The sequence below is a fragment of the Alteromonas sp. OM2203 genome, assembly GCF_048517045.1.
Taxonomy (GTDB): Bacteria; Pseudomonadota; Gammaproteobacteria; order Enterobacterales; family Alteromonadaceae; genus Alteromonas; species Alteromonas gracilis.
Map to the genome: position 1 here is coordinate 3,618,717 of NZ_CP183209.1, position 23,219 is coordinate 3,641,935.

The 23,219-nt window shown below is 43.4% G+C and carries 18 protein-coding genes; 10 read left to right on the plus strand and 8 right to left on the minus strand.

Annotated features, from left to right (window positions below; all coding sequences use genetic code 11):
• Positions 1 to 268 precede the first annotated feature (268 nt).
• The 4 genes from ACM0P2_RS15970 (at position 269) to ACM0P2_RS15985 (ending at position 6,157) form a co-directional block, all read left to right on the plus strand.
• Positions 269 to 877 (plus strand): RNA polymerase sigma factor, encoded by a 609-nt coding sequence (locus tag ACM0P2_RS15970; protein ID WP_159120041.1) that lies wholly within the window; start codon positions 269 to 271, stop codon positions 875 to 877.
• Between the two features lie 36 nt (positions 878 to 913).
• Positions 914 to 1,942: a FecR family protein gene (locus ACM0P2_RS15975; RefSeq protein ID WP_159120040.1), complete on the plus strand. Its 1,029-nt coding sequence runs from the start codon at positions 914 to 916 to the stop codon at positions 1,940 to 1,942.
• Between the two features lie 191 nt (positions 1,943 to 2,133).
• Positions 2,134 to 4,644 (plus strand): TonB-dependent receptor domain-containing protein, encoded by a 2,511-nt coding sequence (locus ACM0P2_RS15980; RefSeq protein WP_159120039.1) that lies wholly within the window; start codon positions 2,134 to 2,136, stop codon positions 4,642 to 4,644.
• Positions 4,645 to 4,696: 52 nt separating this feature from the next.
• A complete protein-coding gene (locus ACM0P2_RS15985) occupies positions 4,697 to 6,157 on the plus strand; it encodes an FN3 domain-containing metallophosphoesterase family protein (protein WP_159120038.1) in 1,461 nt (486 codons plus the stop codon).
• Between the two features lie 61 nt (positions 6,158 to 6,218).
• On the opposite strand, the gene ACM0P2_RS15990 is transcribed toward ACM0P2_RS15985, so the two are convergent.
• Entirely contained in the window at positions 6,219 to 7,118 is a 900-nt protein-coding gene (locus tag ACM0P2_RS15990) for a LysR family transcriptional regulator (protein ID WP_159120037.1), read from the minus strand.
• A gap of 103 nt (positions 7,119 to 7,221) precedes the next feature.
• On the opposite strand from ACM0P2_RS15990, the gene lldD reads away from it, so the two are divergent.
• Positions 7,222 to 8,361, plus strand: coding sequence for an FMN-dependent L-lactate dehydrogenase LldD (gene lldD, locus ACM0P2_RS15995; RefSeq protein WP_159120036.1), 1,140 nt, complete (start codon positions 7,222 to 7,224; stop codon positions 8,359 to 8,361).
• A 93-nt stretch (positions 8,362 to 8,454) separates the two neighbouring features.
• Here the strand turns inward: lldD and dld are convergent, their stop codons facing one another.
• Positions 8,455 to 10,185 (minus strand): D-lactate dehydrogenase, encoded by a 1,731-nt coding sequence (gene dld / locus ACM0P2_RS16000; protein ID WP_159120035.1) that lies wholly within the window; start codon positions 10,183 to 10,185, stop codon positions 8,455 to 8,457.
• 441 nt (positions 10,186 to 10,626) lie between these two features.
• On the opposite strand from dld, the gene ACM0P2_RS16005 reads away from it, so the two are divergent.
• Positions 10,627 to 11,304, plus strand: coding sequence for a helix-turn-helix transcriptional regulator (locus ACM0P2_RS16005; protein ID WP_159120034.1), 678 nt, complete (start codon positions 10,627 to 10,629; stop codon positions 11,302 to 11,304).
• Positions 11,305 to 11,327: 23 nt separating this feature from the next.
• On the opposite strand, the gene ACM0P2_RS16010 is transcribed toward ACM0P2_RS16005, so the two are convergent.
• The 5 genes from ACM0P2_RS16010 to ACM0P2_RS16030 are packed head-to-tail and all read right to left on the minus strand — an operon-like array spanning position 11,328 to position 14,982.
• The gene (locus ACM0P2_RS16010; protein WP_159120033.1) at positions 11,328 to 12,089 is read right to left on the minus strand and encodes a CsgG/HfaB family protein; all 762 of its coding nucleotides are present in this window, start codon (positions 12,087 to 12,089) and stop codon (positions 11,328 to 11,330) included.
• An 8-nt stretch (positions 12,090 to 12,097) separates the two neighbouring features.
• Entirely contained in the window at positions 12,098 to 12,553 is a 456-nt protein-coding gene (locus tag ACM0P2_RS16015) for a curli assembly protein CsgF (RefSeq protein ID WP_173359191.1), read from the minus strand.
• Positions 12,547 to 12,939 (minus strand): CsgE family curli-type amyloid fiber assembly protein, encoded by a 393-nt coding sequence (locus ACM0P2_RS16020; RefSeq protein WP_159120032.1) that lies wholly within the window; start codon positions 12,937 to 12,939, stop codon positions 12,547 to 12,549. The genes ACM0P2_RS16015 and ACM0P2_RS16020 overlap by 7 nt, the downstream gene beginning before the upstream one ends.
• A gap of 54 nt (positions 12,940 to 12,993) precedes the next feature.
• Positions 12,994 to 14,439, minus strand: a complete 1,446-nt coding sequence (locus ACM0P2_RS16025; RefSeq protein WP_159120031.1) for a curlin — start codon at positions 14,437 to 14,439, stop codon at positions 12,994 to 12,996.
• Between the two features lie 30 nt (positions 14,440 to 14,469).
• On the minus strand, positions 14,470 to 14,982 hold the full coding sequence (locus tag ACM0P2_RS16030) for a curlin subunit CsgB (RefSeq protein WP_159120030.1): 513 nt from the start codon (positions 14,980 to 14,982) through the stop codon (positions 14,470 to 14,472).
• Positions 14,983 to 15,459: 477 nt separating this feature from the next.
• Between ACM0P2_RS16030 and ACM0P2_RS16035 the strand changes: the two genes are divergently transcribed.
• The 4 genes from ACM0P2_RS16035 (at position 15,460) to ACM0P2_RS16050 (ending at position 21,421) form a co-directional block, all read left to right on the plus strand.
• Positions 15,460 to 17,982, plus strand: coding sequence for a S8 family serine peptidase (locus tag ACM0P2_RS16035; protein ID WP_173359192.1), 2,523 nt, complete (start codon positions 15,460 to 15,462; stop codon positions 17,980 to 17,982).
• A 195-nt stretch (positions 17,983 to 18,177) separates the two neighbouring features.
• Positions 18,178 to 18,834: a response regulator transcription factor gene (locus ACM0P2_RS16040; protein WP_159120028.1), complete on the plus strand. Its 657-nt coding sequence runs from the start codon at positions 18,178 to 18,180 to the stop codon at positions 18,832 to 18,834.
• On the plus strand, positions 18,834 to 20,429 hold the full coding sequence (locus ACM0P2_RS16045) for an ATP-binding protein (protein WP_159120027.1): 1,596 nt from the start codon (positions 18,834 to 18,836) through the stop codon (positions 20,427 to 20,429). Before ACM0P2_RS16040 ends, ACM0P2_RS16045 begins: the two co-directional genes overlap by 1 nt.
• A gap of 269 nt (positions 20,430 to 20,698) precedes the next feature.
• Positions 20,699 to 21,421 carry a thioredoxin family protein gene (locus ACM0P2_RS16050; RefSeq protein WP_236547197.1) on the plus strand — a complete coding sequence of 241 codons (723 nt, stop codon included), beginning with the start codon at positions 20,699 to 20,701 and terminating at the stop codon, positions 21,419 to 21,421.
• Between the two features lie 37 nt (positions 21,422 to 21,458).
• Here ACM0P2_RS16050 and ACM0P2_RS16055 read toward each other — a convergent pair whose 3' ends face one another.
• Positions 21,459 to 22,898: a DEAD/DEAH box helicase gene (locus ACM0P2_RS16055; protein ID WP_173359193.1), complete on the minus strand. Its 1,440-nt coding sequence runs from the start codon at positions 22,896 to 22,898 to the stop codon at positions 21,459 to 21,461.
• Positions 22,899 to 23,219: the final 321 nt, after the last annotated feature.

Below are 23,219 nucleotides of genomic sequence, written 5' to 3' on the forward strand. Positions count from 1 at the left end.
GTGAAGGTTTGAATCGGTTCAAGCTTGGTGTAAGCGTATGAAGTCGGAATGTTCAAATTCCGACTGCGCTAACTAAACAATTTCTCCATATAGCGAGCGTTCGTAGTGTTTTATTTATCTATCTATCTTCCAGCGACATTTGAACGTTCTCAAATAACATACTGTTTGCTTGTCTAGGCGTATACACTAATTCTGTAATAATTAGTAATTAACATAGTCTCCTTTCCAAAATACACCGCTTTTCGAAAGATATTTGTTTGGGATTAATGTGAATACGTTATCTAAAGTACACGCTGTTGGTTTTGTTGGTGAACAAGAAAATGAAATAGCCTCCCCTCGCAAAGGATTGCCAAAGGCGAAAGTGCCCGCTAAAAAGTCAGATTTTTCTTCGTTTTATCATATGCATTGGGAGGGATTATGCGCTTTCTTGAGAAAAACTTTTGGTTCAGGTCCTCCAGACCCTGAGGATGTAGCGCAAGACGCGTTTTACCAGCTGGCAAAGATGAAATCTCGCGAGCATATTGAAAACCCTAAGGCGTTTCTATACAAGGTTTCAATTAACCTGACACTGCGTTCTTTGAAATCAGATAGATGGATTGCGAACGTTGTACCCGGTAACGAAGAGTCGTTTGAATCAGAGTTACTGTCACTATCTGAGCCCGATAAAATTTTGCATTCACAGCAAGCTTTGCAGCAACTAGGGGCTTTGTTTTGCACTTTGTCGGAAAAGCAAAAATACATCGTAAGTGCAAGCCGACTTGAAGGCAAAACCTATCAACAGATTTCTGACGATACTGGATGGAGTATAGCCGATGTATGTCGGCAACTTAACAGTGCACTGGTTATCCTCGCAAGCTCAGTAGATACAAATGATTGATTGTACCTTAGCGAAAAACTAACAAAGAGATAGAACGTGAAACAGAATTCAAACGTCACCCATCTTAATGCTGAAAAGTCTATCAATGAACAAGCCATTCATTGGTTTACTTTAATGAACGATGAAGACTTAGCACATCAGTATCAGGAAGCATTTACCAAGTGGTACACCCATTCCCTACGTCATCGCAACGCGTTTAAAGCTATTGCTAAAATGTGGGATAAAACAGGTTTTACTGATGACATTATTGCATATGAGACCGAAAGAAATTCGACACTAGAAACAGGCAAATCAACCCAACTCAAATATAAAGAGCTGTACAAGAAAGTTGGTGCGCTCGTAGCGTTCGCTGCGACCTTAGTTATTACAGTTATTACTCTGCTAAATAAACAGGACCAATCATTTTCTCAACCCAGTCAAGTCTTTGCTTACTCTACGACAACAGCACAGATAAAGAGTATTACGTTGCCTGATGGCAGCAAACTCACCCTTGGTCCTACAAGTAGTGTTTCGTATACGGAGCTAGATACGACCCGTTCTATTGAATTGAGTCAAGGAAGAGCATTTTTTGATGTTGTCTCGATGACCAATAAACCTTTCATAGTAAATAGTGGTGTTAATACTGTAGAAGTGACAGGCACTGAATTTGAAGTAGATGTAAATAACTTCAAAAAAACCACTCGGGTAAGTGTTGTGGAGGGCAGTGTTAAAGTCTCAGGTAAAGGCGAAGCACCTGTGTTCCTATCTCAAGGAGAACGAGTTTCTGCACCGCTAGCTGGGGGACCGATGACGGGCATAACGACTTTCTCAGGTAAAGAAACACTCGCTTGGATGGACAATAAACTTATTTTTAATAATACCCCTATTACAGAGTTCTTGTATCGAATACAACCTTATGTAGAGCAAACCCTTTCTCTTGAAGGTTTTAGTTCTGATGCTGTTACGATAAACACGATAGTTACCCCTTCCAATGTTCACACATTGCTCGATTCTTTGCCTGCGGCTTATCCACTGGAAATGGTAAGAACAAGTAGCACAATTACATTCATCTATTCTGAAAATTAGCAGTTAGCGGTACTTTTTTAATGCAAAAGTGCCGCAAACAATTTAGTTACATTCATGAAGGTTTTATGAAACCTGACATAGTTTTGAAAAAGATTTCCTCTCTTTGCCTCTTTGTTTACGACAGTCGACTGCAACACACTTAATTTTAACTCAATCGGCAGTAGACCACTGACCGTACCGGAGAATGTAAAATGACATCGTCGCGTTGTGTAAAGAAACACTTGTTAGCTTTTTCCATTTGTACAGCTTTGTCACTAAATACCGCTGCAATTGCGGCTGCCCAAGAAAGCATAAGCGTTGAACTTGAGCCAGCTCCTTTGGCATCAGCATTAAACCAACTTTCATTCAAGTCGGGCAGTGTGATCATCGCACCTGGGCGACTGGTCAATAATATTAAAGCTCCTGCGCTAAATGGGAACTATGAAATAGATGAAGCGCTTGAAAAATTGCTTTTCAATTCTGGGTTAGAGGCCGTCAAGCAAACGAATGGGGCGTTTGTAATAAAGAAACGTGGGCCCCAGATGCCTCTTACCCCAAAGGACACTGCTGTCAATGGAGCACCTATCGACGAAATAGTAGTTTCAGCTACAAAACGTGACACCAAACTAATGGATGTATCGGCGGCTGTTTCTGTCTTGAATACACAGCAGATTCAAGATGCGGGGGTCACTGATTTCAAAGGATTGGTAGACGCACTGCCGGGCATATCAATTAACTCTGCATTTGGCGGAGCCAACAATAGTTTCATTACAATTCGTGGTATTGGTGGGGCTGATGACTACAAACCAAATGGCAACCCCTCTGTCGCATTACATGTTGATGGTATTTACCAAACGTCTAATGCTTATCTTGGCATGCCTTTGTTCGACTTAGAGCGAATTGAAGTCCTCAAGGGCCCTCAAGGAACACTTTACGGACGTAATACAACAGCAGGAGTCATTAACGCCATCACAAAGCGTCCCACAGACGAATTCGAAGGCTATGCCAGCGTAGAGTACGGAAGTTACGAGTATACGCAGGGTGAAGCTGCATTTGGCGGAAGCGTTTCTGATAATTTAAAGGTACGTATCGCTACGAAATTTGAACAAGGTGGTGGTTACATGAACGGCAAGGGCGCGGGCCTGTTCGCTGGTTATGTGCCAGAGGGGCTTGAGGGGGTAATTCCGGCCGTAACCGATCCGGGAGAGCGAGACGGGTTTGGTGATAAAGACCTATTTGCCTTTCGTGCAACCGGGGTTTATACCTTCGAGGCCAACACTGACTTAACTTTGCGCTACTTTATGAGCTCTGATAATGGCGACACACTTCAATACGATCGTATCGCTTTGGAAAATGAGACAGGCTCTGGTATAAGCAGAAATGCAGGCGAAAACGACGACCCATATGCGTTTTACGCGGATGAGTACTATAGACACACTATAGATATCGAAGGTGTAAACGGAGAATTAGCTCATCAAATAGACACTGATTTGAACGTAGACGTGCTATTTGGCTACCAAGAAAGTGAGCGTAATATGGGGGGAAATGGTGACGGAACCTCATTTCCTCGCTTCAAATATGCATTTGATGAAACACTTGACCAGTCCTCTTTAGAAATTCGCTTCAGTGATAGTCAAGGAGGAGACATTGATTGGATCGCAGGTGTCTTCTATGTCAGCGACTCGGTGGACTTCGTAAGCGATTGGACAAGCTTCGCAGTTCGCTCCCAGTACACCTCTCCGTATAGTCAGACTCGAAACAGCTTTGCTACGTTTGCCAACGTTGATTGGTTTGTAAACAACGACCTGAAATTATCTGCGGGCGTTCGTTATACTCAAGATACTGCTAAGTTTTCAGGCTACAACCAAGACTTAGACCCTTGGGGAACTTCTGTATATGAGGAAGTATTCAACTCCCCTGGCCTGTTTTCTTGGGACAGAGATTTTGACGACAATAATGTCTCAGGTAAGCTAACCGCCCAATACTACCTTTCTGATAACCTGAATATTTTTGCCTCTATCGGCAACGGATACAGAGCAGGGGGTTTTGATGGTACATCAATATTCTCTTTAGAAGAGACTGAGCCATTTGACTCTGAAACCGTAGATTCATTTGAACTGGGGTTGCGTTATACCGACGAGAGCTTGAGTGCTAGCGTCGACTTATTTGCTTACGATTTTGAAGAAATGCAAGCAACTACTCGACTTTCAAATGACACCAATGGACGAACAAATGTTGGAGCGGCTGAAGTTCGTGGTGCAGAAGCTTCCTTCAACGCCCAGCTGTTTAACAATAGCAACCAACAATTAACGTTCAATTCATCTGTCACCTTCCTCGATACAGAAATTACGGAGTTTTCATCTAACCGTGTCGATGATGTGCAAAATACAGTTGGAGACCCGTTGCCTGGCTCACCCGAACTTTCATATTCAATCTCGCTCAATCATAGCATTTTCGTTGCAACTAACCGGTTACTCTCTACTCGTCTGACTTATACCTACCACGACGAAGAAACTAACCGATTGAATGCAGGTGCTGGCAATACGGTGCCTGATTACCGCTTGCTTAATATCAATATGGACCTTGAGTTGGGTAACGGGTTTACCGCATTTGCATATGGTCGAAACATTACTGATGAAGAATATTTTCTAGAACTCAATGCAGGTGCTCGTCTCGTTGGTGCTCCAGCAACATACGGCGTAGGCGTTCGCACTACCTTCTAGTCTAATGCAGGCATCTGCAGGTTGCAGATGTCTGCCCACAAGAGGCATTGATATGAAGCATCTCGTGCTTATACTATTACTTAGTTGCATACCTACTATAGCACTTGCTAGCACACCAATTTGGCAGCAAGCAAGCGAATACCCTGACAGGGTTATACTTAATCCTACCCAACTTCCTAGTGAAAGCTTTTCTGTTAATTGGCGCACGTCGGAAGAAGTTGAAATTACGGTTGCCCAAATTGCACCTGTTACATCAGCCGCCAGATTCGATTTGGGTGCAAAAACCTACAAAGCAAAAACACAGCGCGCTGAATTGCGCAGAGGTAACTCAATACCTTCTAACGTTCATGAGCAATCGAGAGACAATGTTAATCAAGAGAGAGCTCAATATCACTACAACACGCACCTCGCCGACGTTGCATATCACGAAGTTACATTTAAAAACTTAAAACCAAATACGCGTTACGCGTATAGAGTACGAGGAGACTTAGGTAAATGGTCTGAATGGTATATGACGAAAACGACCGGTCTCCCCTCCTCTTCAACTACACGATTTCTGTACTTTTCAGACGCACAAAATGGCATGCGCGAACAATTTCCAGCACTCTTGAGAAAGGGCTTTAAGGTGATGCCCGATGCAGACTTTGCTCTTTATACTGGCGACCTTGTAGACCATGGAGCTAGGGACTTAGAATGGGCGCAGTGGTTTTCTGCAGGGCAGTTCATACACGCAGAAATTCCAGTAGTCCCCGTGGTTGGAAACCATGAATATGCCCATCAGCATTTAACCGATGGCGGAAAACAGTGGGTTTTAAGCCGCTTTTGGCAAGATCAGTTTAAGCTTCCAACCTCTCCGGAGTTATCAAATCAATTACAAGAGACAGCTTATACTTTGCATTACCCTAATACCGACGTATTCATTGTCAATACGGAAATCAGGCACAATGAGACGGCATTCGCAATGCAAACAAAATGGCTAAGACAGACACTTAGTGAAAGTAAAGCAAAATGGAAAATTATCGCCTTTCATCACCCAATATTTTCAAACTGTGGAATGCCACTAAATAGTCCGGGGCAAGACGAGCCCGCAGTTCGCAGTGCTTTATTGCCATTGATAACAGAATTCAATGTTGATCTGGTTTTACAAGGACACGATCATGCTTACTCTAGAGGGAGTGTAAAAAGCGAGCAGGGCACACATGTAAATAGTGTTTTTGTTACGGCAAGTAGCAGTCCTAAAGCTTATCCACTAAAGAAAACGCGATGGGATGAATACGAAGAATTCAATGTTACGTTAGAAAGAGTCGGAGAAAATACGCCGACTTACCAAGCTATAAAAGTACACGAGAACACTCTTTCGTATCGTTCATATACCTTGACTGGAGAACTCTACGACGCTTTCGACATTACAAAAACACAACCTGGTAATGTGATGACATATCCCTATAACCTTATGAAAGAAAGGCTTTTCAGTAATACCGAGCCCTATAAACACCACAATTCACTCTACTAGTTGGTTATTTAATTTAAAGACTAATTTTACTTTAACGCCAACACTCAATAGCGTTGGCTTATCAAAAATAATCAGACATAGATAAATAGCGCTGCCTGATATGTTCAATTAACAGCTTAATTTTTCGAGATGGCTGGCGGCTGTAAGGATAAACGGCATAAACGCCTAACACCTTACCTACCCGCTCTGGAAACAAATCGACCAGTGTTCCATTACATAAATCTTCGAATACCAAACATTTAGGTACGTAGGCAATACCTCTACCAGCAAGAGCTGCTTTGCGAAGCGCCCCTGCATTGTCACTTGAAAATGCGCCATCTACGGTGATGGTGAAACTGCCTTGAGACGACGTAAACTCCCACTCCCTTGCGCCGGATGTGTGGTAGGAATACAACAAACAGTTGTGAAAGCTCAAATCCTCAGGTGCTTTGGGCCTGCCTTTTCGTCTAATGTAATCCGGCGATGTGCAAACCACCCAATGGGAATCTAAAAAGTGCCGCGCGATCAGACTTGAGTCTTCCAAATATCCCGTTCGAATAACAAGATCAAACCCTTCCTCGACTAAATTTACATATCGATTATCCAGAGACATATCAACGCTTAGCCCTGGATGAAGGGTACAAAACTCAGCTACCGCATCGGCTAACAGTAAATCGCCCGAAATAGTTGGAACCGACATCTTAATGTGTCCGGATATTTGTTCACTGTATCCAGAAATTGTGTCGATAGCTTCCTGCGTGGACGCCTTTACATTCATGGCGCCTTGCTTCAAAGCTTGACCCGCTTCGGTAAGCGTGAGTTTGCGAGTAGTGCGATACAAAAGCTGCGTTCCCAGCTCTTTTTCAAGCTTTGCTATTCGCTTACTGACTACCGAGTTGGTAATGTTGTTCGCCTCTGCCACTTTGCTAAAACTGCCCATCTCCGCAATTTGTGCAAAGAGAATTAAATCGCCTGCTCTCACGTTATCACTTCACTTTTGGAAAAGATAAATTTCATTGTTGCCGTATATCCCTAAGGCGAGAAACGCTATATTTTTACCCACTTTGTTTCTTTAATTTATTAGCATGATTATTTCATCACCAACTGACTATCGACGCGCTGCGCAGAAACGGCTTCCCCCGTTCTTATTCCACTATATAGATGGCGGCGCTTATCGCGAGCAAACGCTCAAACGTAACGAAGCAGACTTAGCCGATATAGCATTAAAGCAATACGTGCTCAGAAACATGTCGTCTCTTGACCTTTCAACAACTGTTTTTGGTGAAAAGCTAGCGTTACCTATCGCCCTTGCTCCCGTAGGTTTAACGGGTATGTACGCACGACGAGGGGAAGTGCAAGCCGCTAAAGCAGCAGAAAATAAGGGCATCCCGTTTACAATGTCGACGGTGTCGGTATGCCCAATTGAAGAGGTTGCGCCAGAAATTAAGCGCCCCATGTGGTTTCAGCTATATGTACTTCGCGATCGAGGCTTTATGAAAAATGTTCTGGAGCGTGCCAAAGCATCGGGTGTAAAAACCTTGGTGTTTACCGTTGATATGCCTGTACCAGGTGCACGCTACCGCGATAAACACTCTGGTATGAGCGGCCCCTTTGCGGCGAGTCGACGGGTATTGCAAGCCATGACTCATCCTCGCTGGGCATTTGATGTGGGCGTTTTTGGTAAGCCACATGACCTTGGTAATATTTCAGCCTATCGCGGCGAACCGACTATGTTAGAGGACTACATTGGCTGGTTAGGAGCAAACTTCGACCCATCTATCAGCTGGAAAGACTTAGAATGGATTAGAGAGTTTTGGGACGGCCCAATGATTATCAAGGGTATATTAAATGAACAAGATGCTAAAGACGCATTAAGCTTCGGCGCTGAAGGCATTGTGGTATCAAACCACGGCGGTAGGCAGCTAGACGGAGTATTATCAACGGCGAGAGCACTTCCCGCTATAGCCAACGCGGTAAAAGATAAATTAAGCATTTTTGTTGATTCAGGGATACGTAATGGCTTAGACGTGGTGAGAATGATTGCACTTGGCGCAGATTGTACGCTGCTGGGGCGTTCGTTTATTTATGCTCTTGCAGCAGACGGTCAGCGTGGGGTGGAAAATTTGCTAGACCTTTATAAACAGGAGATGCATGTTGCAATGACCTTGTGTGGAGCAAAGTCAATCCGTGATCTTGGTCTCGCCTCGCTTGACTTTCAGCCTTGAAAACTGATAACAAGCAAAGAGCCATAAAACCTTGCTCTAATTTTATGGCCTTCAATTTCGACACGTAAATGAGGTAGTTTTTGAAAAGCTTACCTAGTGACCGTTGCAGCAACCTCCGCCATGCTCTGCCCAATTTTTGAGCTTAGTAGTTTTACCTATGCCTGGATTGAAACTGTTAGTTGGGTCTAATTCACGATAGAAATTTTTAAGTGCGTCTTTGGCAAAATATTCATGTCCAACATTATGTTCTGCAGGATACTCAGCGCTTCTTGCATCAAAGGTTTCTAATATTTTACCTTTCAGTTGCTTGGCATCAGCGCATTTTTTCAGCACGTAGTTCTGGTGCATGACGTGGCAAAAAAGGTGACCGTAGTACAGTTTAGTATCGATTTGATCGTCAATTTCTTTGGGAAGCACCTCAAACCAATCTGGATCGTTGCGGCGCAGCGCAACGTCAATCGTCATCATGGCTCCCACTTCTTTACTGTGCATTACGTGGTAGCGACCTATTGCACCACCAGCAACAAATCGGTGTAATATGGCTTTGTCTGCCTCTTCCTCTGTACACTCAAAATATCCACCTTCGTTAGTTTTGAAGAACTCATCGAGGTAGGCTTTGGCTTCGTCCACCCCATCGTTACTCATTTCCAAAATCCAGTGGTGCTGGTACTTATCTCTGTACTCTTCCATGCGCTTTGGCAAGTGGTTAGGGAATACATAGCTCATGTACTGCATAACGCGGTCCGACATTTTGTTGGGTAAAAAGCCTAACTTATCGGTAAATGCATCGAACTTGCGCTTAAACGCAAAAAGCCTAGGAATGAACTTTGCGCCAAGTTTGCTAATGACGATAAACATATCTTTACCGTACTTCTTTGATACGTCGTAGCAATCGCGGTGAAGATATTCACCAGAGTCTGGCAAGTTCTTAAATGTTGAAAGAATGTCGCGACGTACTTTTGTGAATACGGCGGCATCGTTAGAGCCAACATAGAATACTTGTTTCTTTTCAGGAATAGGGAACGTGTCTAGCCTTACTGCAAACACAGCAAGTTTACCGGCACACCCAGAGGCATCGTGTAGTCTTCTTCCGTCATTGTTAAAACGGGACGGAGTATCAGAATCTACGTCCCGTACTCGCTCGTCATACTCATTATCAGACGCCCGGGCATCAGGGTGCATTACATCGGTATCTTTATAATGTTTATTTTCAAGGTTACTTAGGATTTCTTCAGGTTCGCTGCCTAAATTTATGCCTAAGTTATTTACCAGCGACAAATTGCCGTTCGCATCGATTTGCGCAAAGAGCGCCAGCTCGGTATAAGCAGGGCCTCGCTTAACCAAAGCGCCACCTGAGTTATTACAAATTCCGCCAACAATCGAGGCGCCAATACACGATGAACCAATTACTGAATGAGGCTCCCTTCCGTACGGCGCCAAGGTTTCTTCCAACCCGAAAAGGGTGCTACCCGCTAGACCAACTATCTGCTTACCACTGTCTACGAGTTGGATATCATCAATCCGCATAGTGCTGATAATAACTAATGGTCTATCGTAATCTTTACCATCTGGTGTAGAACCACCTGTAAGACCAGTGTTTGCAGCTTGCATAATTACCGCAACATCAGCCTCAACACATAATTTGAGCACTCGCCAAATTTCAACCAATGTTCCGGGACGCACTACTGCAAGTGCTTCACCAGCGCCAAATCGAAACCCTTTGGTATAAGGCTGCTTTTTAGCTTTATCAGTTAACAAATAGGCTTGCCCCACTACATCTCGCATAGATGTAATCAAAGACTGTGTGTCAACGTTTACGGTCATGGCTCTCTCTGTGTTAAAGGGTGGAAGAATTGACTTGGTGATGAACTATACACTAACGCCATTTTTAACAAAGGGGGCAAACGTTTTTTCTAGATAAAATTTACTTATATTTAATTCGGTAATTATTGTTTTGAATTGCCTTTATATCGTTTTTTATTTGTCTCTTTAGCCTTGTCTCCAAAGCACTACTTTAGCTCTTATTTAGGTTAACGTTTTCATTTAGCGACTGTTTTTACCAACTTAGATAACGTCGCTTTTGCTCATGAAAACAAGGTAGGTCCCTTTCAAAAAAACAAACTAAACCATTGTTTTCAGATTAATTTCACCAAAAACACCTTGTCGTTACATTTTGTTACGCTTTGTTACTTCACATAAGACCAGAGCAGTATTGTAAAGCCTCCACATAGTTCGTAAGGTTGAATAACGCGAAAAGGAGTTTTCATGTCACATCAAGCATTCGTACTTACAAGAAATAATTTTGGTGAAAGTAAAATAAAGGATGAGGCTTACGAACGATTTCTCAGTATTTTACCCTCATGCGGATTTCAGGTAACCAGCGGAGTAGTCGCACCGCCCAAAAGTATATTAAATGACACTTGCACGTTTTTTGTTGACGCAAGATATTGCGACCAAAAGGCTATGCTAAGCCTCCCCGTTATCAATAATTATCCAGATCTAAATAAGGTAATTTTCAACGTATCTGAATCTGACCTCGATTTTCACTATGCCGCTATTCAGCATGGTATAAACGGTATTTTCCACATTGAAGATAATCTTGAATTGTTGGTTCGCGGAGTACAGCAAGTACAGGCAGGTAATAAGTGGTTTAGCCGTGAGGTTATGAGTCGTTACATCGATGCTAATCTCGTATCTAAGACAAAAACCATTGCCGCGCTACAGTCATCGACGACTGTATTAACAAAAAGAGAACTGGCAATCACACGCAAAATTGCTGACGGCGCACAGAATCAAGAAATTGCAGACTGCTTTCATATAAGCGTTAATACCGTGAAAACACACGTATATAGTATATTTAGAAAAACAGAATGTCGAAATCGTGTCGAGTTAATCAAGTGGTTTGATTATCAGTGTAGCCAGCCCCAGCAAGTAAATCACTAGAGTGATCGGCAAGATTATGGCGCCTATGCTTTAGCGCGCCATACTCCTTTTTCCATTCCTTGTAGCACTAATTCAGTGACCGCTTTTTCTATACTTTGCTTTACACACTCAAACATAGGTTCATTTGTCGTGTACCCTGTTTCTGCTTCAAGCAGACGCTTTAGTGACACATATCTAAATAGCCCAGCTCTAACTTCTTGGCTTAACACCTTTTTAGAGGTTGAAACCGACACTAGTACTTGCCCTGTTCTAACATCAACAGCACGCATATAAATAGAAATTTGATCTTCTCTAAACAGTTCACTAGCACCGATACCAAAATACTCTACACCAGCTCCCCCGGTACGAATGTTTGTATCGTAGCTAATAATGCCGCCTTCAATAATAATTCTAGCGGTGGTCAATGGTGGCAAATCCCCACCGCTACTTTCGTCAGCTCGAATTATTTTGCGTTCGGTAAGAATGTTCTGAAGACCTTCACGTTCTACAGGCAAAAACCACGATGTTTCGCTTAGGGTTTGAACAAGAATAGATGTGGCACCTTGGGTGACCGCAGTAGAAAACGAACTGGCACCTGAACTCGGCTTGTATTGTCCAGTTTGATCTCTGAACGCGTACACCGATACCGGAATTTGCCCCATAGGCGCCGGTAAACTTTTCACTTCTGACAGCGTGGCGCTGTCTCTAATAACATCGGCAGCTGTAGTGTCAGGCGGCAGAGTATTAGTAATGGACTGACAACCCGTAAGGGCTAATGCGAGGAAAATAAAAACGGTACTTCTCATGTGTTTCCCTACCCAAACCGTGGAATTTCTACGACAGTGACTTCCCCTGTCAAAAGGTTTGTAATGTTAACGATGATGCTGTCAGGGTTGCTCGTGATAAGCTCTACCTGAAAGTCTCCACTTACAAATATACTGTCTTGGTTAAAAATACTGTCTATTGGATTCCCGTCTTCGTCATACTCCTGTTCACCAAAAGCAATATCTGTAATTTCACGAACAATTCGGTTGATATAGGCCCTTTCTAATGACTCTTGCAGTCGCTCATCGTAAGAACGCTCACTAAGTGGTGCACTATGCGCATTCTGTGAGTTTGCCTTACTTAATAAAAACGAGCCATTGAGCGGGTTGCCACCAAAAGACGGGTTTATTGGTTCATAAACTAATTCAGTGGCTAGTGTTGTGACCGACGTTAACAGCGCGGTCGCTGCTAACAAAGTAATTGTTGTCCTTTTTGACATTACCATTCGTCCCCTGCTAAATCTGGGCTTCTACTGTCTATACTCGCATTTGCCACCGCATCTAAAACCAACATGATAGCTTGCTGTACTTTCTCATCAATCGGAACTTGCCTACGTCCCATGTATGTTTGGTAAACCACTTTATTGTCATAAATTACAGAAAGTAGCGTACCTGCTTGAGGCACTATGATTTCTTTAACTACCAGGTTTTTACCCGAACTGTCGGGAACCTCCCGCCAGTACTGACTAATTCGCGAGGCAAATTCATGGCCTTGGCGGCTTATACTGTTATCTAGCAATAGCCCCCCTAACCGAATTTCTTCTGCGTGAATCGGAGAAATAAACACACTGAAAAGCAGTGCGGTAAGAAAGAAACAATATGAATACTTCATTGTGCGGAATACAGCCGGGCAAACGCCCGGCTATTCACTTTTACATCTATATGTTTACATCTGAACAACAGTAGCTACGTTGTAGTCACCAACTTGCGTAACACTCACTGTGCCGCCATTGCCGGTTATACTGCCTGTAACTAAGTTGTCGTTACCCATTTGCGTGACTTCAAAAGTGTTCATGTCACCTGAAATAACAAACTGGCCACCGGTTTCGTCTGTTACCCAGTTTCCAACGCCTTCTTGCATAACGCTGATGACGTTATCGTTGCCATTAACAAGCAAATCTAGCAAGTTAAGGTCGCCTGTTTGAGCAACCATGATTTCATTACCACTTGATGCAATGTCACGTGCTAATTCTACTGAGGCTATATTTTCATTACCTTCTTGAGACATTTCGATCACGTTTGCATCTGCAAAATAAGTTGCCTCTCCAATACCGGCTTGGGCTAATGCTAAGTTCGCGTCACCGTCTTGCTCAATTTCAATTGTGTTGAACAGGCCATCAAAGTTTACAGCACTGATTTCGTTGGCATCCCCCACCTGAGTTAAATCGAACTCGTTGAATATGCCAATAACGCCAGCATAAGCGGTGTTTCCTTCGCCAACTTGGTTGATTTCAAACGTGTTCGCCTGTCCGCCAATTGTTTCAACCGTAGCTAAGTTAACGTCTCCAATTTGGTCTATATTCACTTCGTTACCCGAGCCTTCGAACACACCTGTGGCGACTTCATTGCCGTCACCGTCTTGTTCAAATTCAAGCACGTTGCCATCGCCAGTCATCGTCCAACCGATCGCGTTATTATCGCCATCTTGGTCAATTTCAACTTCATTGTCAGACCCGATAACCGTTAAATCAGAAACGTTGTAGTAGCCGTCCTGTATAATATCTAAAACATTAGCATCGCCACTTAGTTCGCGAACATACGACTCATGCCATTCGCCGCTTTGATCAACAAAAATCGAGTTATCGTTTCCAGAAATAGCATTGTTAGCCCAGTTTCCACCGTCGCCTTGATACACTGACAGCGTATTGCCGCTGCCCGAAACACTGTTTATCGAACGATTGAAGATAAACCCGATCGGACCGCCGTCACCTAGCTGAACAAGCGAAACCATATTATCGTCACCCTCAACAACAACGTCTGCAACGCTGTTTATGCTGTCTTGTTCAGACTCTAAAAAGTTGCCGTCGCCCGTAACACTTGCGAAGAACGTATTGCCCGACTGCATTTGTGATGCTAGTACTTCGTTAGCATCACCCGTTACCTCTACGACTATTGCGTTCAAATCACCTTCTTGACTTAAAACAGATTCATTGCCTACTTCATTTCCCTCTGGTGCCGTTTGGGTTAGCGTAATTTCATTCCCCTCTGCTGCAGCAACAAAATCTGCAGAAGCGTTGAAATCTACTGATTTACTCGCTGGAATTTCTTGAGCGGATGCCCATCCTGTCGCTGCGACTAAAAGTAATGCACTCGCTATTTTTGTTCTTTTCATTTTCACATTTGTCTCCCTATGGCAATCACATCATTCTTGATATTGTGTGATGTTAATCACCATTTCGTTCCCTATCTGATAAACAGTAAAAGACTGTTCACCTAATTGATTGACATTAGCAACATTGTCGAACCCATCTTGGATAATTTCGAAATAATTGTTGTTGTTTTGCTGCAGCAAATTTATAACGTTGCCTTCACCTAATTGCGTGATGATTGCTTCGTTATTGCTGCCGTTTTGAACAACATTAGATAGATTGGCGCCGTTGCCGCTTTGGATAATGTTAGTTATGTTGTTAAGCCCAAACTGACTGACAGCAATGAAGACCGTTTCATCGTCTATCGTAATCGCTTGGGCATTCAGACTCATTGAAAGAGAAGATTCCACCATGTCGGAGCTTGTTGATAAGTCGGACTGTTGCGCAAAGACAGGAGTATTTACGGTTAGAAGAGTGCATACCGTTTTAGCTAACAACCTAGCCGTTTTTATAGCTTTTAGGTTTCTAACAAGTTGGTGCTTTTTAACCTTTAACTTCTTGTCCATGAGAACGACGGCTTCCTTGAATAACAACAAAGGTGACCTCTCTATAAAACGCCTTTAAGCTTCGAGAATCCATCACCTTTAAGTTGTATTTATTACAGATTAAATATCGGCATCACCGCTTTAGCTCGCAATCCAACGTTTTAGGGTAATACCTTAGTACTAGTTTTCTCAGAAAATAAACATCAAAGTGGGAGATGGTAAGACCACGTCTCAACAGAATAAATATCTTAAGTATTCAAATTACACGAACGTCGACATAAGAAGCCGTTGACAAGTAAGCAGGGCCTAATAATTAAGTACTAGTTTGACAAGCATTAACCGTTTTTCTCTAGTGGTTAAGTAGTATTTTTAGAGCTATTTGCATTTTTGGAGTGGCAGGTTTTGAAATTTACGTTATAAGTTTTAACCGTTAGTTATATCAGACCGAATGAGAAGATTTCGTGATTGAAGCACAATTGCTAATTATGGAATCTAATTATGAAAACAAAGCCTTTTAAAACAGGCCTTTCAGCATTGTCATTAGCCCTATTACCGCTAATGGCATCTAGCCACGCACACGCAGCAAAAGCCGAAATTTTCGACGACAGCGTTATCGTTGTGTACAAAGAAAACGTAAGTAAAACAGAAAAAATGCGTGCACGTTCGTCAGTGGGCGCACGCATAAGCGATGCAAACCGCGATGAAGTGGATGACCGTTTTGCCAATCTTTTAGATGGTCGCATAGCCAAACTTCAACTTCGCGGTAAGTCTGTCAAAGATGCCATTGAGATTTTGAAAAAGAATCCGTCAATCAAGATTGCAGAGCCAAACTTTTTATATCGTAAAGCATTGGTAGTAAACGACCCATCTTACGGTGACCTATGGGGCTTGAACAATACTGGCCAAGCTGGCGGTGTTGCTGACGTCGACATTGATGCGCCAGAAGCTTGGGATATCACAACCGGTGATAGTGATGTAGTGATCGGTGTCATCGATACCGGTGTTGATTACAATCATGAAGACCTTGCAGATAACGCATGGGTTAACCCAGGCGAAATTGCCGGTAACGGTGTTGATGATGATGGCAACGGTTATATCGATGACGTTTACGGTATTGATACCGCGAATGGCGATACCGATCCAATGGACGACGACTCTCACGGTACCCACGTAGCGGGCACGATTGGCGCTGTAGGTGGCAACGGTATTGGTGTAGTTGGTGTAAATCACGATGTATCTATCGCTGCGTGTAAATTCTTGGGTGCGGACGGTACAGGTTCAACTGCAGGCGCTATCGAATGTATTGACTACTTTACCGATCTTAAAGAAAACCGCGGCATTAATATTAAAGCAACCAATAATAGTTGGGGTGGCGGCGGCTACAGTGAAGCCTTAGAAACGGCTATCGAAGTTGCAGGCCAAGCAGGTATCTTGTTTGTTGCAGCAGCGGGGAACTCTGGCTCTAATAACGACAATGTAGACAACTATCCATCTAACTACGTTACCACCACTAATAGCGTTATGGCCGTAGCCAGTCATACACGAACTGACGGAGACAGCGGCTACTCTTACGGTATAGAAACGGTGGATATTGCCGCGCCAGGCACCGCAATTTTATCTACAATACCGGGCAACAGCTATGCGGCGTATTCTGGTACATCAATGGCAACACCGCATGTTGCAGGAGCTGCAGCACTAGTATGGTCGCTAAACCCTGAGCTTACGCCATCTGAAATGAAAGAGCTGTTGATGTCTACTGGTGAAACCAGTCTTTGGGCTGACGGCCGCACAGTATCTGGCAATCGATTAAATGTGTTAAATGCACTTGAAGAGGCCGACCCAACACCTGGCTTCAAGCTAGGTATTTCACCAGGTTCAGCTGAAATTGAAGCTGGTGAGACCTATACCTTCACTATTGAAGTTGGCTCAATTGCTGGCTATGAAGAGGAAGTTCAGTTGTCACTTGCTGAGCCAAGTGATTTAGCTTCTTTAAGTGCAAGCTCGGCAATGCCCGGAGATACAGTAACATTGACGGTAGAGACATCTGAAGAAACGCCATGGGGTGCTTATAGCTTTACCGTTAATGGGGTAAGTGGTGAGATTGAAAAATCCAAGTCGGCAAACCTTTATGTCTACCCGCAGGGCTTGAACGATTTCCCATACGCATATATCGGCGATGCAGTTCCAACACTGCCTAACGAAGAAGATCCAGATGACGTAGGTGTAGATCTTGTAATCAACGTGCCAGATGATTTGACGGTCTTTGGCATGCAAGCGTCGGTAGACATCACGCATACCTACAGCGGTGACCTTGTGTTATCACTCACCTCTCCTCAGGGTACCACTACCGTTCTGCGCCAGAATCAAGGCGGCAGCACAGATGATATTGTTGAAAGCTATAATACAGATGCCTTTAACGGTGAAGTAGCAACTGGCGATTGGACTTTGAACGTACTTGACACCTTTAACGGTGATAACGGTACTGTGAACACTTGGAGTATCGTAGTCACAGGTATTGGCGAAGTAGGCCCAACACCGCCTAACTCTGCGTTTACCTATGACGCTTCTGGTTTATCAGTTAGCTTCACCAACAATAGTAACGATGTGAATGACGACATTGTCAGCTATAGCTGGGACTTTGGCGATGGTTCGACATCAACGGAAGTAAACCCAACTCATATTTACGCAAGCACTGGAGCTTATGATGTGACCCTTACCGTAACGGACTCGGAAGGCCAGACTGGCGTTTCAACAGAAACAGTATCCGTTTCAGATAGCAATATTGTTGCAGAAATTGACCGCGCCATGCTTTCTCGCTTCGGTTCGCTTCGCGTTGATCTTTCGTACAGCGGCTCAATGGCCGATACTGTTATGATTTATCGCAACGGTGAACTGCTTGAAGAAGTGAGCAACACTGGACGTTACCGCGACAGAAGCCGTGGTGTTCAACCTGGTGAATATACCTATATGGTATGTGATGAGACATCAGCTTGCTCAGCGCCTGTATCAGTTAACCTGTAGCAGATCCTATAAAATTAACGTTTTATCAGAGTTTAACTCTGTACAGAGTTAATCTTAAAAGTTAAGCAATTGCCGGCCAAGGATAGGCCGGCTTTTTTATGGCCGTTATCCAAAGCCCCCTCTAATCCATTAGCTTATTCCCAGTAAGCCAAATTCGACGTACACTCAAGGTATTCAGTACAACACCATATTGTTATGCACCTGCTTATCATTGACGACCATGAAATTGTTAGAGACGGAATTAAAACACTCATTGAGCAAGAGTACGGGTGGCATGTATCTTATGCAGTTAGCTCTTTAGAAGAGCTACCTTCTTACGCTACGTTTGAAGAAATTGACGTTGCCATCTTGGATATATCCTTAGTAAATGGAAGCGGCTTTGATACTCTGGTAAAAATTAAACAGCAGGCTCCCTATGTAAAATGCCTGATGTTGAGTATGTATGAACACGTAGGCTATATCAGTAAAGCACTTGAACTTGGCGCTGACGGGTACGTTACAAAGAATGCGGCAACCAAAGAGTTAATCGATGCATTGGAATCACTAGAGAAAGACGAAAACTACCTAAGTTCTGATTTAAGTAAAAAGTTAGCATTCGGCGACAAGTGTTTAACCTCAATTCTTACGGAACGAGAAAAAGAAGTTTTCTTACTTCTCGCGAAGGGCTTTCAACCTAAACAAATTGCCTATCATATTGATACTGCGACTAAAACTGTGATGGTTCATAGAACCAATATCTATAAAAAACTCAACGTAACTTCTCAGTTTGGCCTGCTAAGAATTGCACTTGAAACAGGCTATCTTGACGTCTCTGATGTGATTAATGATGATGTGCTTATCAAAGAAAACTAATGAAATTAAAGGACTTTATCAGCGTTAAATTTTTAGCTATCGGATTGGCGTATACCACTCTATTTCATAGTGTCTGGCTTTTCAGTACGCAGTTTGAAATTATTTCCGGTACGGTTAGCTGGTATTTGCCAGCTGGCGTTCGGTTAGCTGCTTTTTTAATGTTTCCTTTACAAAGCTGGCCTATGCTGGTTTTGGCAGAAAAACTCACCCACTTAGCTTTGTTTCACCCTGGCGGAATTCTCGACAATACCGCATTTTTAAGCGGCAGCTTTGGATGGTATTTAGTTCATTTAGTCATTTCACCCGCGTTACTATGTATAAGCGTTTACCTATTTAGACGGAAGATAAGAGCGCCATATATCGATAGTGTGAATAGCACTCTTGCCACACTGGCTTTTGGCATACTAGTTAGTGCACTACTCGGTGCCACCTTTCTCGGTAGAAGGGCACTCGAACTCCAAACCGACATTTCAGTTTTTTTACCCATTCTGTTTGATTTTTTGTTGGGCGATTTTGTCGGTATCATTGTGCTCTGCCCTATATTATTTGCATTGCTATCAAAAGAGACCAAATACAGGGAGAGAAACATGCTGTTCGCCATTGTCGGTACATGGCTTCTCTTTCTGCTGTTAAGTGTTTATGCGTATAGCAGTGGTACCAATATTAGCTATCAGGTTAAATACCTCGCGGTGTTCCCCGCACTATTTTTATCCTATCGCTATGCTGTACTTGGCAGCGCACTGTCTTGTCTATTGATAGGCCTAACGGCTTTTGTAGTAGCGAGCCAAAGCAATCTTCCTCCACTGGAGCATCAGTTTTATATTATTGCTCTATGCGTTAGCTGCTTGATTCTAGGCGCATCAATTAGTCAATCTTTAGAAATGAACAGGGTACTGAGTCATAAAAATGAGGCACTGGAAAGGGCTGTGAATAGCGCCCAAACCCTTTCGTCGAAATTAGTAAGCCTACAAGAAGATGAGAGAAAACGGCTATCTCGAGATCTCCATGACGATTTTGGTCATCGCATTGTCGACCTTAAATTACAGCTAACACTCAATAAAGCGCTTGCCGACAAAGAGACACTGTTCAACAAGATAGATGCATTGTACCAAGCTATGAAAAAAAGTTTGGGAAGCCTGCGTCCCTCGGGCATCGACACACTTCCTATTGAGGCGGTCATTCAAGGCTCTGCTATTGTGTCCACGCTAAAAAGATCAAATATTGACTATACATTTGAAGTGAAAGGCTCACCTTTTACTTTTACCGCAGAACAAAAAATTCATATTTACAGAATTATACAAGAAGCGGTATCGAACAGTGTTAAATACGCTAATGCATCACGTCTTGGTATTAATATTAGCTATACAGAAGCGAACACAACGTTTTGCGTGAGCGATAACGGGAAAGGTATTCCCGCTCACATAACAGCCGCATCTTCTTCACACTTTGCCTTCCCAACCGACCGCCCGGACAATGCTCCTTCCCTCGGCTTATTATCAATAAAGGAGCGAGCCAAGCTAATTAACGGTAGCATTAATATCGAAAGCAGTTCATCTTCAGGGACCAATATCTGCCTATCCATCCCAAGACAATGAGTTGGATTGAATTGAGCAGTACCACCACATGAAGCTAATTCCCATCGCTCTTTGAACGGGTCTTGGATAGAGCGGTAATTTGTCACGCTTAATAACCGATTTTTTCTTGGTTACTTGTGCTACATTGTCATTGATTTCACAGACTTTTTGACAACCGTATGTATATTTTTCAGATTAACGCTTCGTCTTACACCCGCCTTGTTCGCTTTGTTAAGCCTCGATTATTAATGATGTGGACTATCGCCTTAATTGCGTTACTTGGGGGTTGTGTGAGTACCCAAGAACCTAGCCCTTACGCTTACACTCCCTCCCCTAACCCTTTTCAAGACGTTGTGCGTGCTCAGGAAAGGGCCGTAGTACAAGGAAAACTGTTGCTCGTTGTGCTCGGTGCACAATGGTGTCATGACAGCACTGGCCTCGCAGAGCGTTTTTCAACTCCGGAAATGGATCTTATTTTACGGGCTCACTATGAAACCGTATTTGTTGACGTTGGAACCCTTGAAGACAGAAGAAAAATTACAGAGCGATTTGCCTATCCCAACTATTACGCTACGCCAACGGTCATGGTTGTTGAACCTAGTTCAGGCGCGTTATTGAACAGAACATCTATGGATATATGGGGGAATGCTGATAGCATTCATTTAGACGATTACCTTGCTTACTTCTCTCGCTATCCAGCAATGACAGAAATGCAAAAGGCGCAGTTAATTAGTTGGAAACCAACAAATGAGGAAGTCTCTTACAACAAAGAGCAAGCGGCAAGGCTTCAACGTGCCTACGATAAGTTAGGTCCATTGCTTGTTGAGGATCTCAATGGAAATACACCAGAAGGTTTAAATGCACTTTGGAAAGAGGCTAAAACCTATCGAACAGAGCTTCAAAGAACCTTGGTTAAACGCGCAGAGCTAACGTTGGGTGAAAAGGGTGATAATGGCGTCAACACGAAACCGGCGCTTAGACACTATAACCCTTTTTCTTGGGAGCAGAACTGATTTTTACTGCTCTTCAAATAGATAAACGAGCTGTTGGCTAGTTAGTGCTTGAAGCACTGCTCTGGCTTGAAGAATAATTATTTCGACGATTTGCCGAGCGATGCGCGCCACTACCTTCAGCTCCAGCGCTTCTGCGTCTCGCAGGTTTACCACCCGCACTCGACCTACCGCTCGAATTACCCGAGCGATTACCACTGTTTCCTGCCTTGTTGTTTTGGTTTTGCCCACTTCTTCTGCTTCGAGCTTTTTTTTCACCTTGGCTATTCTCATCGTCCATCAACGTCTTAGCAGCCTTTGGTTTCTTAGGCTTCTTTGGTTTAGACAACGTGGTTGGTGGAACGGCTTGCTGAGGCTCAAAACCTTCTAAGGTTTCTCTAGGAAGCAGCTTTTGAATCAGCGTTTCAATATCTTTAAGGTTCTGCAGTTCATCGACACACACAAACGACCACGCCTGACCGCTTGCTCCTGCACGTCCTGTACGTCCAATTCTATGCACATAGTCAGCGGCTGTATTCGGTAAGTCTAAGTTTACCACTATCGGTAACTCACTGATGTCTATACCACGGGCGGCAATATCAGTAGCAACCAAAACCTTAATTTCACCACTTTTGAAGTCAGCGAGCGCTTTCGTTCTGGCGCCTTGGCTCTTGTTTCCGTGAATTGCAGCGCTTGGAATTTTTGAACGAGTGAGCTTTTCGGCGATTCGGTTTGCGCCATGCTTAGTGCGACTAAACACCAATACTTGCTCCCACTTCTGCTGTTTTATTAAGCAAATAAGTGCGGTGGTTTTTTTAGACTTATCGATAGTAACCAAATGCTGTTCTACTGCATCCACTGTCGTATTTGCAGGTGCAGTAGAAATGCTTACCGGATCACGAGTAATTGTTCTCGCTAGTGCCGTTATCTCTTCTGAGAAGGTTGCAGAGAAAAGTAAACTTTGACGATCTTTAGGTAATAGTTTAAGCACTCTTTTAATATCGTGAATAAAGCCCATGTCTAGCATTCTGTCGGCTTCGTCAAGAACCAAAACCTCTAGCTCAGAAAATTTCACTGCGTTTTGCTGGTAAAGATCGAGTAGCCTGCCAGGTGTTGCAATTAATACGTCGACCCCTTTACGAAGCTTCATCATTTGAGGATTGATACCGACGCCGCCGAAAACGACGGCCGTTTTAAGCGGTAAAAATTCGCTAAATGCCTGAATACTTTCTTCGACCTGGGCGGCCAACTCGCGGGTAGGCGTCAAAATAAGCGCTCTAATATTGTTGCCCGATACCGGCTGTCCCGACATTAGCCTTTGTAAGATAGGAAGACCAAAGCCCGCCGTTTTTCCGGTTCCCGTTTGTGCAGCGGCCAACACATCTCTGCCTTGTAATATTTCAGGAATGGCTTTCTCTTGAATAGGTGATGGTGTGCTAAACCCACGTTTTTCGATAGCTTTCAATAAAGGTTCAGCGAGCCCTAAATGGGTAAATGACATTAATAAACTCCTGTCATAGGTATTTTAAAAAAGGTGCATACCGCAAAGGTATAAGCGCTAGTGCTTAATTGCTAACCATGGGGGTTATAGATTACTGGGAAAACCTAAAGAGATACGCCATTGCCGACTTGGCTTATTGGTGTTTGAAATCAAGAAAAGAACGGATGTATTTACTCTTACAAAGTGCGGGCGGAGTTTACCATTAATCGAACGCGGTCACCAGCGCATTTTTTGTCCAACAAGGCTCGCACTCATATCTTGACTGAATGCTGCCTTACGAATTTTGTTTAGTGATTGTCAATCCAGCTATTCATAATGTTC